General features: G+C 47.9%; 19 protein-coding genes. 9 read left to right on the top strand and 10 right to left on the bottom strand.

Features of this window, described 5'->3' with window-relative positions; genetic code table 11:
- The first annotated feature begins 37 nt into the window (after window positions 1-37).
- Window positions 38-1189, top strand: coding sequence for an ATP-binding protein (locus tag FTO70_RS09465; RefSeq protein ID WP_255335506.1), 1152 nt, complete (start codon window positions 38-40; stop codon window positions 1187-1189).
- Window positions 1152-1910, top strand: coding sequence for a uracil-DNA glycosylase family protein (locus FTO70_RS09460; protein ID WP_255335505.1), 759 nt, complete (start codon window positions 1152-1154; stop codon window positions 1908-1910). Before FTO70_RS09465 ends, FTO70_RS09460 begins: the two co-directional genes overlap by 38 nt.
- A gap of 408 nt (window positions 1911-2318) precedes the next feature.
- Here FTO70_RS09460 and FTO70_RS09455 read toward each other — a convergent pair whose 3' ends face one another.
- Together FTO70_RS09455 and FTO70_RS09450 are read right to left on the bottom strand one after the other, a co-directional pair.
- Entirely contained in the window at window positions 2319-3269 is a 951-nt protein-coding gene (locus tag FTO70_RS09455) for a RimK family alpha-L-glutamate ligase (RefSeq protein WP_255335504.1), read from the bottom strand.
- Window positions 3270-3545: 276 nt separating this feature from the next.
- A complete protein-coding gene (locus tag FTO70_RS09450) occupies window positions 3546-4697 on the bottom strand; it encodes a tetratricopeptide repeat protein (RefSeq protein WP_255335503.1) in 1152 nt (383 codons plus the stop codon).
- Between the two features lie 302 nt (window positions 4698-4999).
- Here FTO70_RS09450 and FTO70_RS09445 point away from each other — a divergent pair, with 302 nt between their 5' ends.
- Window positions 5000-5710 (top strand): HAD family hydrolase, encoded by a 711-nt coding sequence (locus FTO70_RS09445; protein WP_255335502.1) that lies wholly within the window; start codon window positions 5000-5002, stop codon window positions 5708-5710.
- A gap of 373 nt (window positions 5711-6083) precedes the next feature.
- On the opposite strand, the gene FTO70_RS09440 is transcribed toward FTO70_RS09445, so the two are convergent.
- The gene (locus tag FTO70_RS09440) at window positions 6084-6962 is read right to left on the bottom strand and encodes a tetratricopeptide repeat protein (RefSeq protein WP_255335501.1); all 879 of its coding nucleotides are present in this window, start codon (window positions 6960-6962) and stop codon (window positions 6084-6086) included.
- A 1068-nt stretch (window positions 6963-8030) separates the two neighbouring features.
- Window positions 8031-8543 carry a response regulator gene (locus FTO70_RS09435; protein WP_304364459.1) on the bottom strand — a complete coding sequence of 171 codons (513 nt, stop codon included), beginning with the start codon at window positions 8541-8543 and terminating at the stop codon, window positions 8031-8033.
- Between the two features lie 249 nt (window positions 8544-8792).
- Here FTO70_RS09435 and FTO70_RS09425 point away from each other — a divergent pair, with 249 nt between their 5' ends.
- The gene (locus FTO70_RS09425) at window positions 8793-9074 is read left to right on the top strand and encodes a helix-turn-helix domain-containing protein (protein ID WP_255335536.1); all 282 of its coding nucleotides are present in this window, start codon (window positions 8793-8795) and stop codon (window positions 9072-9074) included.
- Between the two features lie 259 nt (window positions 9075-9333).
- On the opposite strand, the gene trxB is transcribed toward FTO70_RS09425, so the two are convergent.
- A complete protein-coding gene (trxB, locus tag FTO70_RS09420) occupies window positions 9334-10269 on the bottom strand; it encodes a thioredoxin-disulfide reductase (protein WP_255335500.1) in 936 nt (311 codons plus the stop codon).
- Between the two features lie 36 nt (window positions 10270-10305).
- Window positions 10306-10548, bottom strand: coding sequence for a thioredoxin family protein (locus tag FTO70_RS09415; RefSeq protein ID WP_255335499.1), 243 nt, complete (start codon window positions 10546-10548; stop codon window positions 10306-10308).
- Window positions 10549-10740: 192 nt separating this feature from the next.
- Here FTO70_RS09415 and dph5 point away from each other — a divergent pair, with 192 nt between their 5' ends.
- The 5 genes from dph5 (at window position 10741) to FTO70_RS09390 (ending at window position 14662) form a co-directional block, all read left to right on the top strand.
- Window positions 10741-11541 (top strand): diphthine synthase, encoded by an 801-nt coding sequence (dph5, locus tag FTO70_RS09410; RefSeq protein ID WP_255335498.1) that lies wholly within the window; start codon window positions 10741-10743, stop codon window positions 11539-11541.
- A 106-nt stretch (window positions 11542-11647) separates the two neighbouring features.
- Window positions 11648-11929, top strand: coding sequence for a DUF357 domain-containing protein (locus FTO70_RS09405; RefSeq protein WP_255335497.1), 282 nt, complete (start codon window positions 11648-11650; stop codon window positions 11927-11929).
- Between the two features lie 197 nt (window positions 11930-12126).
- The gene (locus tag FTO70_RS09400) at window positions 12127-12516 is read left to right on the top strand and encodes a DUF555 domain-containing protein (RefSeq protein WP_255335496.1); all 390 of its coding nucleotides are present in this window, start codon (window positions 12127-12129) and stop codon (window positions 12514-12516) included.
- A 284-nt stretch (window positions 12517-12800) separates the two neighbouring features.
- Window positions 12801-13697 carry a carbohydrate kinase family protein gene (locus FTO70_RS09395; protein ID WP_255335495.1) on the top strand — a complete coding sequence of 299 codons (897 nt, stop codon included), beginning with the start codon at window positions 12801-12803 and terminating at the stop codon, window positions 13695-13697.
- A gap of 293 nt (window positions 13698-13990) precedes the next feature.
- Window positions 13991-14662 (top strand): diphthine--ammonia ligase, encoded by a 672-nt coding sequence (locus FTO70_RS09390; RefSeq protein WP_255335494.1) that lies wholly within the window; start codon window positions 13991-13993, stop codon window positions 14660-14662.
- An 8-nt stretch (window positions 14663-14670) separates the two neighbouring features.
- Here the strand turns inward: FTO70_RS09390 and FTO70_RS09385 are convergent, their stop codons facing one another.
- The 4 genes from FTO70_RS09385 to FTO70_RS09370 form a co-directional block, all read right to left on the bottom strand.
- Window positions 14671-14808 (bottom strand): hypothetical protein, encoded by a 138-nt coding sequence (locus FTO70_RS09385; protein WP_255335493.1) that lies wholly within the window; start codon window positions 14806-14808, stop codon window positions 14671-14673.
- A gap of 431 nt (window positions 14809-15239) precedes the next feature.
- Complete coding sequence (locus FTO70_RS09380) at window positions 15240-15635, bottom strand: AIR carboxylase family protein (RefSeq protein WP_255335492.1); 396 nt, start codon at window positions 15633-15635, stop codon at window positions 15240-15242.
- A 22-nt stretch (window positions 15636-15657) separates the two neighbouring features.
- Window positions 15658-15945 carry a chorismate mutase gene (locus FTO70_RS09375; protein WP_255335491.1) on the bottom strand — a complete coding sequence of 96 codons (288 nt, stop codon included), beginning with the start codon at window positions 15943-15945 and terminating at the stop codon, window positions 15658-15660.
- Complete coding sequence (locus tag FTO70_RS09370; protein WP_255335490.1) at window positions 15942-16823, bottom strand: shikimate kinase; 882 nt, start codon at window positions 16821-16823, stop codon at window positions 15942-15944. Before FTO70_RS09370 ends, FTO70_RS09375 begins: the two co-directional genes overlap by 4 nt.
- Window positions 16824-17021 lie beyond the last annotated feature (198 nt).

Here is a 17021-nt window from a genome sequence, read left to right as displayed (position 1 = left end):
AACAAATTTATTAGTAACAAATTTATTAGTGATCACTATGGCATTCACCTTGAAACCGGCGAGGGGAGAAGAATTCGTAAACCGGGACGAATTATTGACGGAAATGCTGTCCGAGCTGGAAGATCCGAACTCTGCTGCAGGGTACGCGCTTTACGGGAAGAGGAGGATCGGGAAGACTTCGATATTGAAAGAGGTCCAGAGAAGGCTCGAACCCGAAAAGGGATGTGTTGCTGTTTATTTTTCTGTCTGGGACCTGATTGACAATTCCGTGGAAGAGTTTTGCAGGAACCTGAGCCTGGAAATCATTGATGCTTACAGGCCGGAACTGGGTCTCGGGTACCGGGCCCGGGAGCTTGTGCAGATGCCCCTTTCCCTCCTGGGAAAAGTCCTTGGGGAGACTGAACTGAGGATCATCTACAGCGACTTTGAATTCCTCATCTCCCGGAAAAAAACTTCCGAAGCCGGCGTTTTACTTGAACACTGTTTCGGGCTTGCGGAGAAACTTGCAAAGAGCACCGGGACAAAATGTGTACTTTTGATTGATGAGTTTCCTTCCGTCATCGACCTTAAGGTAGGAAACCGGAAAATCGGGGAAGGGATCCTGAAAAAAATCAGGACGATCTTCGAGGACTGGGAAAAGACCACGCTCTGCATATCAGGCTCGGTCAGGAGTACCATGGAACTGACCGTCCTCTCGGCAAGTTCTCCTTTTTACAGGCAGCTCGTGGTAAAGGAAGTTAATCCGCTCGGGCTCGAACACGTCCGGGTCCTGCTCAGGCAAAACCTCAAAATCCCGGACGAAAGCGTGGAAGAAATCTACAGCTTCTCGGCAGGAATTCCGTTTTACGTCAACTTCATAGGCAAGATGCTGGAAAGAAAAGGAAAAAGAGACCCTGAATCTGTCCGGGCTATCGAACAGGAATTCCTGGGCGAAGAAGGAAACCTCCTCTTCCGGGAGGAATTCAATTCCCTCAGCCCCAGGGAAAAAGCAATAATAATAGAAATTTCCCGGGGAAAGCATAGCCCTGGCGAAATTGCCGGTTCCGTTGGGGATAAAGTCTCAAACATCAACACATTCCTCAACTACCTGATAAACAAAGGCCACATTTGCAGAAAAGAAAAAGGATTTTATTCCCTTGAAGACCCGGTGTTTGAAAGGTGGATACGGGAAACTCAGGTCACTGAGTAATGTTCTTTCAACTAAGTGCTTCCGGGCAGAAGCTAACAAATTTATTACTAATAAATTTATTAGTTACCATCTCGACCTTAAATTTGAGACCTGGCAAAAAAACGAAATCAACAGCATAAAACCTCTTGTCTACGGCCCCGAAAACCCCAGGTTCCTCCTCATCAGCCAGGCCCCTTCGCTCCAGGACTGGTTAAACGGCAAAACAAGCGATTCTCCGGATGGAGGACTCGTAAGTGCGCAGAACAACTTTCTGGTTAATGATGTACTGCCTGCTTTCGGCCTCTCGGGAAAAGACCTGGATCTTTTCAGGAAGAATGTCTTCTGGGCCCATACCTGCAACTGTTACCCCTGGTACAGGGAATCCACAAACATAAAATCGGGTAAAATAACCAGGCAGGACAGGTTGCCGGGTAACAAACAAATTGAGAACTGCCTGAGCCGGTGGATAGACAGCCTGACCCGGATCGGTTCCTTAAAAGCAATCGTTTTGATGGGAGAGCCTGCAACGCGCCTGTTCCCGCAGCTGAAAGAAGAGGCGGAAGGATTTACGGACCTGGTCCGGAAAATGGAGATAAGGAACGACATCATAGAGGGAATCGAGATCCTGCCGATATACCACCAGTCGAAAAAGAACCGTACGTTCAATGACCCGGTTGACAGGGCGGTAAACAACGAATTGAAGCTGCTTTTGAAGAATAAGTTCGCCGGGTGGATCGAATAAATCCGGCGTGAGTATGGCGGAAGCTTTGCGGTCAGCGAATAGTCGAGGGGAATCTACAGGGTATTTTCATTCATTTTTGCGGAGGATTTAAGGTTGCTCTGGCTAAGTGCACGCAGCCGCCCTGAAACTGCAAAAAAATAAAAACAAAGATTTGAAAATTGACGGTTGTGCTATAATACAAAACTGACCATGCTCGAGTTGGCTTTTCGCTCCTTCCAACTGCTTTTTAAGTCATGCAGGAACGGGCAGGCCTCGCTGATGCTCGGGAAAGAAACACGGAATACGGTATTAACGCTGCCCCGGTTTCAATTCCCCAAAGTGAAAAGAAAACTGCAACGGGTTCCAGCTGGCAACCCGATTGTACAAGCGCTCCCACGTCTTTAAGCCCGAATCAAAAAAGCCTGATGATCATTTCTCCCCAACTTTCTCCATCACAAAATCGTAAATCAGCCCCGCAACATCGATCTCGCAGCACTTTTCTATGCCTTCGAAGCCAGGAGAGGAATTCGCTTCACAGACCTTGAAGTGGTCGCCGTCGAAGAGGAGGTCGATGCCGGCAATGTCAAGGTTGAAGATGCGGGCGGTTTCGGTTGCTAGCTGTTCTATTTCGGGGGTCATTTCGAATTTACGTACGTCCCCGCCTCTTGAGAAGTTGGACTTGAAGCTGCCGGAGGGGGCGGTACGTTCCATGCAGGCTACTGCGCGCCCGCCGATTACCAGGACGCGGATGTCCCGGCCGCGGCTGTATTTTATGAACTCCTGGAGGATGATGTTGGCGTTGGGATTTGTGACGTGGATCAGTTCCATGAGGTCGCGGAAGTTGCTGTGGTTTTCCGAGAGGAAGATGCCTTTTCCCATGGAGCCGGAAAGGGCTTTTACGATCAGCGGGAAACCCAGGTATTTTTCGACCAGGGTAATGTTTACCGGGTTTTTGGCAAACATGGTTTTCGGGGAGGGGATGCCGCACTCTGCCAGGATCTGCTGGGAGTATAGCTTGTCCTTTACGGTGTCGATGCTCTGGGAAGAATTAAAGACCCGGACCCCCAGGCGCTCCAGGTGGCGGATGACTGCAAGGGCGAAATAGGTCGTGCCTGCGCCCATCCTGGGAAGGAGGAAGTCCGGAAGGGGGACCACTTCCCCGTCCAGGAGGATGCTTTTCCTGTCATCCCTGGTCACGATCAGGTCGAACTGGTCGGGCTTTACAACCCTGAGCTCTACCCCCTTTTCAGCCGCAACATCGATGAAGCGGTGCATTTCATACAGGTCAGGCCTTAACTCGGCAGCCGTGCTCTTATAAAGAATCCATCCTTTCATCTTTCCAGCCTTCATCTCCCCAGCCTTCATCTCCCCAACCTTCATCCACTCTACCTGAATCCGCTCTGCTGTATGGAAGCTGCTTTTAGAATATATCCAGAAAGTAAAATTTCTACCTCAAAAGCAATTGATGGTATATAGAATTATGCTTCCGGTTCATGTTTCCGAAGTATTCTGCCAATGCAGAGTTCCGGAGCTTACTGATAAAAAGAATGGAAAAAGGAAAGAAAAGGGAAAAGGGAAAGGGAAAGGGAAAAGGGAAAGAAAAAAGTTCCGGAAAGGTAAAACCCTTTCCAGTTTTACTCTAGCTTTGCTCCAGCTTTACTCCGGGTTTTCACCGACCCCTGAATACCTGGGATCGAGCTCCACGGCTTTCCTGTACGCCTCTTCGGCTTCGGCTTCCCTCTCAAGGAAACTCAGGCAGACGGCTTTCCCGAACCAGGCGTCTGCAGCTTCCGGGTCGAGCTGGAGGGCCTTTTCATAGGTTTTTAAGGCTTCTTCGTAATGCTTGAGCTGGGCAAGCACGAAGCCAAGGCTGGAATAGGCCTCAATGTACTCGGAGTCCAGGACGACGGCCCTCAAATAGGCTTTTGCAGCTTCCTCGAAATTCTGCATCTGGCAGAGGGTAAAACCTTTGTTGTACCAGACATCGGCATTTCCCGGGCTTATGGCTATAGCTTTGTCAAAAGCCTCGACTGCTTCGGGGTATTTTTCAAGGTTTTCCAGGTCTATTCCCAGGTTATTCCAGGCGTCGTCGTTTTCTGGATCGAGCTCAACAGCCATTTCATAGGCTTTCATGGCCTGCCTGTAGCTCCCCAGGCTGTCAAGGTCGACACCTTTGTAGTACCAGGCCTCGGCAAAGCCGGGATCGAGCACTATTGCCCTGTCGTAGGCGACGATAGCCTCGTCATATTTTCCGAGCTGCCCGAGGGCTATGCCTTTCCCGACCCAGGCTTCCTTGTAGTTCGGGTCTTCCCCGAGGACCTTTTCATAAGCATCAACCGCCTTTTCGTAATTTCCGGACTGGCTCAGGTTAACGGCTTTCCCGTACCAGGCATTTGGATAGTCGGGCCTGATTTCAAGGGCTTTATCATAGGCAACGACTGCTTTTTCGTATTCTCCGACCTGGGAGAAAGAAAAGGCCATATTGTTCCACAAATCGGGGTCATCGGAGGAAATCTCCAGGGCCTTTTCATAGAGTTCAAGGGCTTTATCGTACTGCCCGAGGCTTTCAAGGGCTGCAGCTTTATTGTTTAAAAGGTAGATATTTTCAGGGTCCTTTTCAATGGCCTTGTCAAAGGCAACGACTGCTTCATTGTACTTGCCAAGCCTTATCAGGTCCAGCCCGCATTCGTTCAGTTCGGCTGCAAGGATCTCGTCGCTGACCTCTTCCTGAGCTGCTTCTTCCGATGCAGCCTGCTCTTCCTTATCTTCGTTTTCGGAGTTTGTTTCCTTTGGGTCTTCAAGATTCATAATAAAATTTCCTGTAATGTGTTAAGTATAAATCCGGGAGTGCGATATTCAGGTTTACCCGGGCTCGTAATCTTCTTAAAGTTATTCCTTATTTATGGACTATAAATGAGTACTTCTGACTTTTAAAGGCTCCTGTACTTTAATAGCTCCTGTAATCTAATCAATCTAATCTAATCTAATCTAATCTAATCTAATCTAATAAGCTCCTGTAAACTAATAGGCTCTCGTGGTTTAAGACTTTTACAGCCCTTCCCCCGGACCCTCCTGTCTGCTGAATGAAAAACAAATGAAACCGGTGAAACATGTACAAAAAACTTGCCCTGCCTCTGAAAGCGGTCCTCTTTGACATGGACAACACTCTTTTTGACTTCATAGCAGCAAAACTTGTAGCCTGCAGAGAGGTCCTTGCCTGCCTTGAGGCGGAAGGCGGGGAAAAAGTAGGAAGCTCCGCCGAACTTTTCAATTATTTCCTGCGAGGGGTCCACGGGTTCGAAGACTACGAAAATATCCTGGACTACATGCAGGACAGCCGGCTTTTCACGGTGCAGGGCTACAGGCAGTGCTGTGAGATTTACGAAAGGGAAAAGCTGGAAAACATAGAACTCTATCCCGGGGTCAGGGACACTCTGGAAGAACTGAAGAAACTGGACCTCAAACTCGCCATAATAACCGATGCTGACAGAGCCCATGCCCGGGCCAGGCTTGCCAGAGTAGGGCTCCTTTCCTCTTTTGACCTCCTGGTGGCCTTTGACATGACCGGCGCAAAAAAGCCTGACCCTGCCCCCTTCCTTTTTGCCCTCAGGGCCCTGGGCGTCAGGCCCGAAGAAACCCTGGTCGTAGGAGACAGCATCAGGAGGGACATGACCCCCGCCAGACAACTCGGACTGAACACTGCATACGCCGCCTACGGGGACTGGAGGGCTCAGGAAGAGACAGGCACGTGCTTTGATTTCCGCCTCGAAAATTTCCCCGACCTTGTGGACTGTGTCCGAACCCTGAACCGGCAAAGGTAAACAAAACAAGGAAAAAACAAAAGGGAAAAACAAAAGGGAAAAACAAAGGGGAACGGGCACAGGCAATAAAGCACAGGTAATAAAGCACAGGCGAAAAAGAAGCTGAAAAACACAAGCTTGTTCAATGAAATACACCTGAGACATATAAAATTAAAATACAAAAAATGAAAATAAGTTGAAATTTCGCGTCCGGGTGGTACAGGTAAATTGAGAAAATAAAAAAGTAAATTTGTATGCCGTCAGGCCCGAAAAAGCTCCCTAAAGAAAATTCCCTTAAGGTCTCTTCAGCTAACGGCTTATTGTGCATATGCTCTAATTTGCGTATTTCAGAGGGGTCTGGAATATTCTTCAATATATTTATTCTTCAATACATTTAGAGAAGGTCCGAGTAAACAGGATTTACGTCTACTGCCCTTTCGTAGGCTTCCATTGCCTTCTGGTGCTTCTTTATCCTGTCGTATACGATGCCTTTCCCGATCCAGGCTTTTGTAAAGCTCGGGTTGATTTCGATTGCTTTTTCAAAAGCTTCAAGGGCCTCTTTGTACTTTTCAATGTCCCTGAGGGCAATTCCCTTGTTGTACCAGAACCTGGCATTTTCTGGGTTTGCTTTTATCTTGCTGTCGAATACTTCAACTGCTTTTTCAATATACATCCTTGCTTCTTCCTGCTGCCCGAGCCAGCGGAGGGCGACCCCCTTGTTGTAAAGGGCCTTTCCGTTCATGGGATTTAGCTCAAGCGCCCTGTCGAAAGCATCCAGGGCTTCCTCATAACTCTTTACCTTGCAGAGGCTCATGCCCTTCTTACACCATTCACTGGCGCTCATCGCGCTCAGGTCAAGGCTGCTTGCATAGATGTGGATCGCTTTTTCAAAGTCATCCATTGCTTCTTCGTATGCTCTCATTTCCCTAAGGGCAATTCCCCGCCTGTGCCAGACTTCCGGATCTTCGGGAGCTATTTCGACAGCCCTGTTATAGGCTTCCAGGGCATCTTCATACTGCATAAGGTCAAAAAGGACCTCAGCTTTGCAGCATAAGGTTTTTGCATCCATCGGATTGATCTCCAGGGATTTGTTCAAGACATCGAGGGCTTCTTCGTGCCTCATTAAATGTTTCAAGACCATTCCTTTGCTGAACAGGATTCTTGCATTATCAGGACTTATTTCCAGAGCCTTCTCGTACGCATTCAGAGCTTCTCCGAACCTTTTAAGTTCATAGAGTGCAACGCCTTTACTGTACCATTCATTAGAAGTCATAATCTTTTTCCATGTTTCTTTTCAGTACGTTTTTCCACCATTTTGCCACATTGCCCGAACAACAATATTTATGCATTCAGATCATTAAATCCGTTTTGTATTTCGGATCCTTATCAAAAATAAGGAAGGATTAACAGTTACGCATAATAATTTACGCTTTATTCTGTTTTAAATGTTTTGAAATTTTCATATACTGTCTATATTTAAAAATAGAGATTTAAAATTATCAAATGCTTCTGTTGAGTAAAAAAGGAATTTAAAAGTCTTTTTTAGAAATTAAGCCCTTAATTAAAATTTATTTACCTATATTTTGAATTATTTTGTTTTTATATAAAAAATAACCCCGATAATCAATTAAAAGGACATAAAAAAGCCATTTTAACAGGAAAAACCAAATATTTCAGTCTCCCGGGTTTTATCCAATACCTGAAATGCCTTCCTGCCGGAGGCATGGGGACGGTGTGCCTCACTTACTCCGAAAAACAGCGATAATGCGGGGTGCAAAATTTAATGCTAAAACCCCCCGAAGTATCCCTCCTGACTTACTCAGACTTACTCTGATTTACTGGACTTACTCTGACTTTCCGAACCCGTCCCGGTCCGGGAACGAAAACTACATCCTTCCGGCTCTCCCACTCTATCCAACCTCTCCTTCCCAGTTCTAAATGTCCTGCTCTATCCCACCTTTCCTTCCCGGCTCTCCATCTCCTGCTCGATTCTACCCCTCTGATCGGTTTTACCCATTTACCCCTCGACCTGTGGAAGGCTACAGCTACGATAAGGAAGCTGCCGCTACAATAAGCAGTAGGGACCGAAAGGAAAAGCATTGAAATGAAAAGAAAAAAACATTATGTGATTCCAGAAAGGCACAGCTCTGAAAGGTTGCGGACTGTCTGCCGGGTAAGAGCAGGCTCTCTGGAAGATTGGCGAATATACAGGCATTTTATACAGGCTTTAATAGATACGGACCAGATGCCGGGGAAGCCCTGTCCTTTTAAGAGAAACAGGGATACCGAACAAAGGAAATTTTTTCTGACCATATCAGAAAAACCGGGATTAAAGTTTCAACTAGAACCGGCTCCTCCGCAGGACCATCCTGATCCTGGCTTTTAGCTCCTGAAGGTTAAAAGGCTTCATGACATAGTCATCAGCCCCTGTCTCAAAGCCTTTGACCACGTCCTCTACCGCACCTCCTGCGCTCAGCATAACAACAGGTACATGCCCGTAGAGGGAATCAGCCTTTAGCTGCCTGCATACCTCAAAACCGTCCATTCCGGGAAGCGTCCGGTCAAGCAGAACAATGTCAGGCTTTTCGGCTTTTACCAAATTGACTGCGGAAAAACCATCCGATGCCCCGACTACATTATAATCTTCGGCCTCAAGTTCCATCTTGAGGGCGGTCATGGCACCCATTTCGGCATTCACGATCAGGATTTTTTCACGGGTATCCTGAAAACACGAAATCCGGGCCTTTACCTGTTCTTCCGAAACCGATAAGGCATTCGCAATAGCCCTGTCGCTGAGTTCGGGCTGCTCTTCAATCAGTCTTAAAATATCACGGTCAAGATTATTTTCGTACATGACCCAACTCCCTCCTAACACCTTACATTATAGATTTTCTTAGGTATTAAACATTTCTCAAAATTTGTTAAACCGATAGGCACCGGAGGGATTGAAGCGATCATGGGAGAATTACCTAAATAGTTATAAGATTTATTATGAATCGCCGGACTCACCCAAAAGGAGATAAGTTTATAATTGAAAAGAACACGTTAATATTGGGAATACGAATCGTATTTTACTGTAATAGCCACCTCTGAGATGAAAACAATGGATACACTTGAAAAAATATTTGGAAAAACCGCACAGATGACTGTGCTTAAAAACCTGATAGAACACCAGAACGAATCAACCTACCTTTCCGGGATCGCAGAAGAGACCGGCCTGTCCCACTCCAGCGTATCAAGGGTCATTACCCCGTTGATTGAAACAGGCATAGTCATAGAAAAACCCCTGGGAAAGCAGATCCGCACTTTCCAGCTTAACATGGAAAGCGAAGCAACAAGGCTGATCATAGATTTCTACAATAAGATCAACGAACTTGTAGAATAATCTCTGAAAAGCAAAACCCAAGAAACACAAACCCCGGGACAGAGAAAACCTCCTGTCCCACTATTTATAAGGTTTTCATGAATAGCTGGGGCTTTGAGGAGTTAAAAGCCAGGGCCTGCCATTTATTTTAAAGCTCTTTTCTCTCAAGGAATTAATTATTTACTTAATGAGTTTGGCAATTCACTTAAAAGCCTTGAATATTTACTTAATAGAGTTAACCACTTTTCACTTAAAAGACTTGACCATTTACTTAAAAGAGTTAACCACTTTTTTCCGGATATTTGAGGCTCTCGAGATATTCGTTTACGGCTGTGGCTGCAACTGCCCCGTCGCTTACGGCTGTTACGAGCTGCCATATGGGCGTATCCCGGCAGTCCCCTATGGCATAAATCCCCTTCTCAGAGCTTTCCATCCAGCGTCCGGTCCTGATAAAGCCCCTTTCGTCCTTATCCACATCCACGATTTCGGTGTTGGGGCGGATTCCTATGTAAATGAAGATTCCGTTTGTGGGCAGTTCCCTGACTTCCCCGCTTTTGAGGTTTTCAAGAATTACCTTTTCAACCCGACGGATTTCTCCCGTACTTCCCACAATTTCCCGGACCGCGGTATTGTAAATGAACTCGATGTTCGGAGCCGAAAAAGCCCGTTCCTGCAGGACTTTTGCCGCCTTCAACCGGTCCCGCCTATGGACAAGGTACACCTGCTTTGCAATCCTGGAAAGGATAAGAGCATCCGTAAGGGCCGAGTCGCCCCCACCCACCACCACAACGGTCTTATTCCTGAAAAAAGGCCCGTCGCAAGTGGCGCAGTAGGAAACTCCCTTACCGATAAGCGCCTCTTCCCCGGGCACGCCCAGGTGCTTTGGGTTTGCCCCGGTGGCAAGAATTACGGCTTTTGCTTCCAGCCCCCCACCGTCCGTGGAAACGACCTTTTTTGCCCCTTCACTGCGGACCGACAGGACTTCCGTAATCCGGGTCTCAACCCCGGCTTTTAGGGCGTGGGCCTTATACTTCTCCATGAGCTCAAGCCCCGAAATCTCCGGAAACCCGGGATAGTTCTCCACAATATCAGTCAGTGTAATCTGGCCGCTAATCTCGCTTCTTTCAAGGACCAGGGTATCTAGCCCGAAGCGGACCGCATAAATCCCGGCAGTGAGCCCTGCGGGCCCTCCCCCGATAATAATCAGGTCGTACATGCTTTCCCCCGTAGAAATTAGAACCCTGAAAGCCTTTCAGCTGATGCGGGCAATAGCCTGTGCCTTTTTAGGAAGCCCCGTAAAAACGACCTCCCCGTCAATGAGGGTTGTGGGGACCCCTACTATACCATATTTCTCAGTTAGTTCCTGTCCTTCAGGGGTTTCCACGTCAACTTCCTCATACTCGAAATCGTACTCCGATTTCAGGTCATTCCAGAGCCTGCGTGCAGTAGGGCAGACCGTACACCAGCTGGCATGAATGAGCGTAACCTTAACCATTTCTAAAAATCACCCCAAAAAATTGCAGTTGTAAACTCATTTCTAATATTAATTTCCAGATATATATACGTTGAGCGTGTACGAAGATATACATTGGGCGTGTACGAAAACCCGGAAGAAAAGTCATGAAGGTAACCCGGATACAGCCCAGCGCCAAAAAGCTTTAAGTTAATAAGCCCCCTAAAGCGGGCTATGCTCACATTCATAGGGCTTGGCCTTTTTGACGAATACGACATTTCCTTAAAAGGGCTTGAAGCTGTCAGGGAGGCCGACCTGGTCTATGTGGAGTTCTACACCTCCTGCCTTATGGGTACGGACCTCGAAAAAATGGAAAAACTCTACGGGAAAAAAGTCCATGTGCTTGCCAGGGAAGACGTGGAGCAGCAGCCGGACTGGCTGAACGAAGCCAGGGACAGGAAAGTTGCCTTTCTCACCGGCGGAGACACCATGGTCTCCACAACCCATGTGGACCTGCGCCTGAGGGCCGAAAAGCTCGGTATCGAAACCCGCCTGGTCCACGGGGCCTCCATTGCCTCAGCCGTTTCAGGGCTTACGGGCCTCCAGAACTACCGATTCGGAAAATCCGCAAGCATACCCCACCCTTACGTCAGCGGGCGCGGCACACTGGTCATTTCGGAAACCCCATACGACATCATAAAGCAAAACTCCGAACTGGGGCTGCATACCCTTGTCTTCCTCGACATCGATAAGGAGAAGGGCTACATGACCGTAAACAGGGCCCTTGAGCTCCTCCTGGAAGTCGAAAAAAGAAGGGGAGAAGGGGTCATTGACCGGGCTGTCGCCGTGGGGATTGCCAGGGCAGGCTCAAAAAAGCCGGTCGTAAAAGCTGACTATGCAAAAAACCTGAAGGATTTCGATTTCGGAGAGCCCCTCCAGATCCTGGTCATCCCGGGAAAGCTGCACTTCCTTGAAGCCGAAGCCCTCGTGAAACTTGCGGGCGGGCCGGAAAAATTCCTGGAAAATGCGGAGTAAAGAAAAAAATCAAAGGACAAAGACTTCCCGGAGAGCTGAAAAAACTCCCGAAAGACCGGAGAACTTCCTTAAAGGATTGGAGAAATTAGGTGCCAGGGTGATGAAGATGCCTGCCGATTTGAACGAAAAGGTCACAAGATACGAAGACATGCTCAAAAGAGCCCTCAAGAAAGCAAAATACGCCCCAATCCCGGAATCCCACATGTACGCCGTAGCCGTGGACTACTACACAATGGCCGAGGCTTACTACAAAGACGGGATTTATTTCCTGGAACACGGGGACCCCGTAAACGCCCTTGCCTCTTTCAGCTACGGGCATGCCTGGCTCGATGCGGGAGCAAAACTGGGAGTCTTTTCAGTGGACGATGAAACGCTTTTTACCATATGATTTACCATATAACAAGAGAAAATAAAGAGAGAAAAGCAGATAAGAAAGAAAAAAATGACGAACATAAATAATTTATTGCAAACAGAAATAATTTATATACTTTATTCCATTCTTTGGTTCTGTAGAAAACTGTTCCCTTATCAGGGGAAACAATCATTGAAAAACTTGTATGAATGAATAAATGCGGTGGATAAATAATGACGAACTTTCATGTGGTACTTGAAGCAGCTTGGTTGGTTAGAGATGTAAAAACGGCTGATGATGCAATAGGGGTTGCGATTTCTGAGGCTGGAAAACGCCTGAACCCAAAACTGGATTTTGTAGAGGTCGACGTGGGGACCACGTACTGCCCGGCATGTAATGAGCCTTTTGGCAGTGTATTCATAGCGGCAAACACCGCCCTTGTGGGACTTATTTTTGAAATGAAGGTCTTTGATGCAGAATCCGCGGAACACGCGGAAAGGATTGCCAAGTCAGTAATCGGAAAATCCCTCCGGGACATCCCCCTCAAAGTTGTCGAAGTGACGGAATTCGAGAGGACAGTGGAAAAGGGAGAACGCCAGAAAGGCAAGGAAAAAGAAAAATAAGGAGGATAAGCAAACCGGTTTTTAACAAACCGGTTTTTCCTTTTCCTGAAAAACCTGGTCAGACGACCTGGAAAAACATCTAAAGAAGCATTTAAAGAAGCATTTAAAGAAGCATCTGAAGAAGCAGTAATTTTTATCTTTTGAATAGTTGTATGCTTTAGATTGCGTGCTTTAGATTGCGTGCTTTAGATTGCATGCTTAATTATTTTTGAGATTTTTGCGATATACCTGAACGAAACTCCCCGGGGTCGCTTCCTGAACCCGAGGAAAATGAGGACAGCTACATGGACAGATTAATTTCCGTCGTGGGGCATACCGCCCTGGACTGCATAGTTGACGTTGAAAGGATTGCAGGAAAAAACGAGTCTTCTCCGGTCATAGACTACGAAGAGCACCCGGGCGGAGGGGCTGCAAACATTGCGGTTGCCATCGCCAGGCTTGGAGGGAAGTGCCAGCTCATCTCTCCCGTGGGTGCGGACTTTGAAAGTTCGGGATACGAAAATCACCTCAAAGAAGTCGGTGTAGACCTCACCCAACTCTACAGGCTCGATGACCAGAAGCTGTCCAAAGCCTTCATTTTCAATGACAGGGAAGACAACCAGACCACTTACTTTTACTGGGGAGCCTCCTCGAAATTCAAGGAACTGGAACCAAGACCAGTGGACTTTGTCCACCTTGCAACAGCGGACTCAGTCTATAACGCAAAAATCTCACAGATTGCCGGTTTTGTATCCTTTGACCCGGGACAGGACCTTGTTACCTACTCGAAAGAAAACCTGGAGACCATCCTTGCCCACACCGACATTCTCTTTGCAAACCGGCACGAGATAAAGCGGGTTTCCGAAATGACCGGAAAAAGCTTTTCCGAACTCAAGGCAATTATCGCCACAATTGTGATAACCTATGATTCAGAAGGCAGCCGGATCCATACCGACGATGAAGAGTACCTGATCCCTATCGTCCCCGTAAAAGCCCTGGACCCCACAGGGGCAGGAGACGCCTACAGGGCAGGGTTCCTGCTCGCCTACACCAGGGGTTACCCCCTTCCCACCTGCGGGAAAATCGGGGCAACCGTAGCATCCTTCGCCGTGGAGACCCGAGGCCCGCAGACCGACCTCCCTACCTGGGAGAAAATGCAGGCCCGCTATGAAGCCCATTTCGGAAAACTTGAACCGAGGTAAAGAAAAGGGGTCTTCAGGAAGCCAGGCTTCAATAAACTTTCCATAACATTTCCATAACATTTCCAAACCCTTCCAAACCCTTCCAAACCCTTCCAAACCCTTCCAAACCCTTCCATAGACCTCTCATAAACCTCTCATAACCCTTACGGACCCCTCCCGGAAAGGCAGCCGGCGAAAAAAAAACAGAACACTATAAAAGTTAAGTAAGCATACAGACCCGGCAGACATAAGGCCCGAAATGTAAACCCCCAATTTAGAAAAATAGAGATAAAGATATGAAAAATGTGATGCAGATGAAACTCGCAGCACTGGTTTCCGGTGGCAAGGACTCGATCTTCGCCATATACAAGGCCCTCCAGGAAGGGCACGAGGTCACACACCTCATAAACATCATCCCTGCCAGGGATGACTCCTATATGTACCACTCCATCAACCTCCACATGGTCAAACTGATCTCCGAGGCCTGTGAAATCCCCCTTATCCAGCAGCAGTCCAGCGGGATCAAGGAACTTGAACTGGACGACCTGACCCTCGCCTTAAAGAAAGTGGACGTTGACGGGGTCACGGTAGGCGCCATCGAGTCCCAGTACCAGGCAAGCAGGGTGCAGAAGATCTGCGACTCCCTTGGGCTTGAAGTTTACGCCCCTCTCTGGCACAGGGACCCTGAAGAACTGCTCCACGAGATGATAAAGGTGCTCGACATCCGGATTGTCAGGGTTGCAGCCGACGGGCTGGATGAGTCCTGGCTGGGCAGGCCCATTAACGTCAACTCCATTGAAAACTTAAAAGCCCTGAACCGCAGGCGTATGGTACACATGGCAGGGGAAGGCGGAGAGTACGAGACCCTCGTCCTTGACGCACCCTTCTTCAAAAAACGCATAGAAATCCTGAAAACCGAAATCGAATGGGTTGGCGACACGGGTGTCTTAAAAATCCTTGAGGCAAAACTGGTCGACAAGAACTGAGACAATACTCACATATATCCCGGAAACCCGAAGCAGCCCAGAACAGCCCTATCTGGGGCTACGACCCTGGCTGCCGGCAACTCCGGCCCCTCTTCCCGCAAAAAGCCGGAGGAATGCATCCCCACCGGGAACTGAACTTTTTCCACTGCAAGATTCAGGACTTGAAACGGAAATCTTACTTCAAAAATATAAGTACTTCCAAAAAGTCCATAAAAACTGCAGTATAACTGCTTTTTTATATATAATGTAACATATTAGAATGAATGGGCATCTGAGAAAACTGTTTTTTGTTGTAAACCTCAACCGATTCTTTTACCCCCCATCCCCACCCACTACTCCCACTCAGGTGCCCACCCCCAAACTAATCCTGAGCTGGCTGCATAGAGCCGAAGTCCTTTTTCAAAAAGCACAGCTTCAAAAAACCTTCCTATTTCAAGCAGCAAAAAACCAGAACAGGAATATCAGAACTGGCTATTTCAAGCAGCAAAAAATCAGAAATGGCATACATTAACTGGCCCGGAAAAGAAAAAGGAAATAATAAAGCCTCAGGCAGGAGGCACTTCTTAAAGAATGGAAGTTACTCGTTATCGATTAAATCCAAAATCCTCAGGGCAAGGTGTGCGCCATTTGCGCCGTTGTCAACTCCCACGCTGGCAACAGGCACGCCCGGAGGCATCTGGGCTATGGAGAGGAGGGCGTCAAGTCCTCCGAGTTTTGCGCTTACCGGGACACCTATTACCGGCTTTTTTGTCCTGGAAGCCACCACTCCCGGAAGGGCTGCCGATAGGCCTGCTATCGTAATGAAGACCTTTGCATCGGTACCTGCGACGTAACTGTCAAGCTCATCCGGGTTTCTGTGAGCGGATATTACCCTCACTTCGAACGTGTACTTGCTTTTTTCCAGAACAGCAATCGCCCGGTTGGCTATTGACCTGTCGGATTCTGAACCCATAATCAGTGAAATATCGACCATTTTTTACTCCTATCGGGGCCGCTCAGGGAAGGTTTCCCTTGCCGCTCAACTCTTTTTGGCGTTCGATGCTCATCCTGATAAGGATTTCGAAAATCGCCTTTACGGACCCCAAATCGAGGTTTAGTTCGGTTGCGGCGTTCACGGCACGGTTAAGCACGACTTCATTTTGCTTACGGTCATTTATGGAGGTCCCATTTATTCTTTTTGATTCCAGAACCTTTTCAGCCAGGTTGACCCTTCTATTAATCAGGGCAAGGATTTCCCGGTCAATTACCTCAATCTCTTTGCGGACAGCTTCAAGCTCACTCAAAAGGATACCTCCCTGCTTAAAGTTATTGCATCCCTGTTATTTATACTGGTCTCTATGACCTTTCCTTCAAGCCCGCAGCTTTCCCAGGCCTGTTTAAGCTCTTTTACCTGCTCCTGGCCCACAAGGGCGGCATAGGAAGGGCCGGTCCCGGACAGGCTGACTCCTTTTACCCCGCATTCCAGGGCCCTGAGCATGTACTCGGTATCAAAACCGAGCGCCCCGCAGTAAAGGAAACCGTTTAAAGTCATGGCGCGTTCGTAGTCACCTTCAAGGGCAAGCCCGTAAGCCAGCTCCACATAGGGGGCAATAAGCCGGGAGCGCTTTACATCGGTATCGGCACTGAAAGCCCTCCTGGCAGGGGCAAAGATCAGTACCTTTGACTCGAACTCTTCTCTTTTGACAAGCTCCATTTCCCGGTTGTCCGTGATCACGACCCCCCCGAAAAAGGATGCACAGGCATCATCAAAAGCCCCGGTTACCGTAACTCCTACTTCTTTTGCAGCCCTGACCCCCAGCTTAACGATTTCAAGGGGAGGGAGGGCCTCACCAACTGCCTCCAGTGTTGCCAGGACTGTTGCATTTGCTGCCGCACTGCTGCTCTTAAGCCCGCCAGCCAGGGGGATTTCACTCCCGGTCCTTACCGTGCCCCCGAGTTCGAGCCCTAACTGCCCCAGGGTTAGCTCGACACAGCGCTCTATGAGCCGGGTGTCTCCCTCAGGCATCCCTTCGATTGAGCCGGAAATCCCGGTTTCACCTTCGAAAAGTTCCACTTTTGCAAAGGTCTTTAAGTCTATCCCGAATGCTGCGCCTTTCCAGGTTGCTATGGCGTTTATAATCGTCCCTGCCCCGGAAGCGCAGGCATGCCCTTCAAACGTCATCCAGCCCCAGAACGCGCTGTTCTTTAATAATTTTTACTGCCCGCAGAAACCATGAATAAATTCAAGTTTTACAGTTGTACCAATAATTATAAGTTTATTTTATATGTTTATTTCTGAAAACCTAAAAATCTTAAAAATATAAATAGTAGATTCAATTGCTATATATAATATGACCTTAGAGCACTACCAATAGATATA

Source organism: Methanosarcina sp. KYL-1 (genome assembly GCF_024372725.1).
Taxonomy (GTDB): domain Archaea; phylum Halobacteriota; class Methanosarcinia; order Methanosarcinales; family Methanosarcinaceae; genus Methanosarcina.
This window is presented reverse-complemented; position numbering and strand designations above follow the sequence as displayed.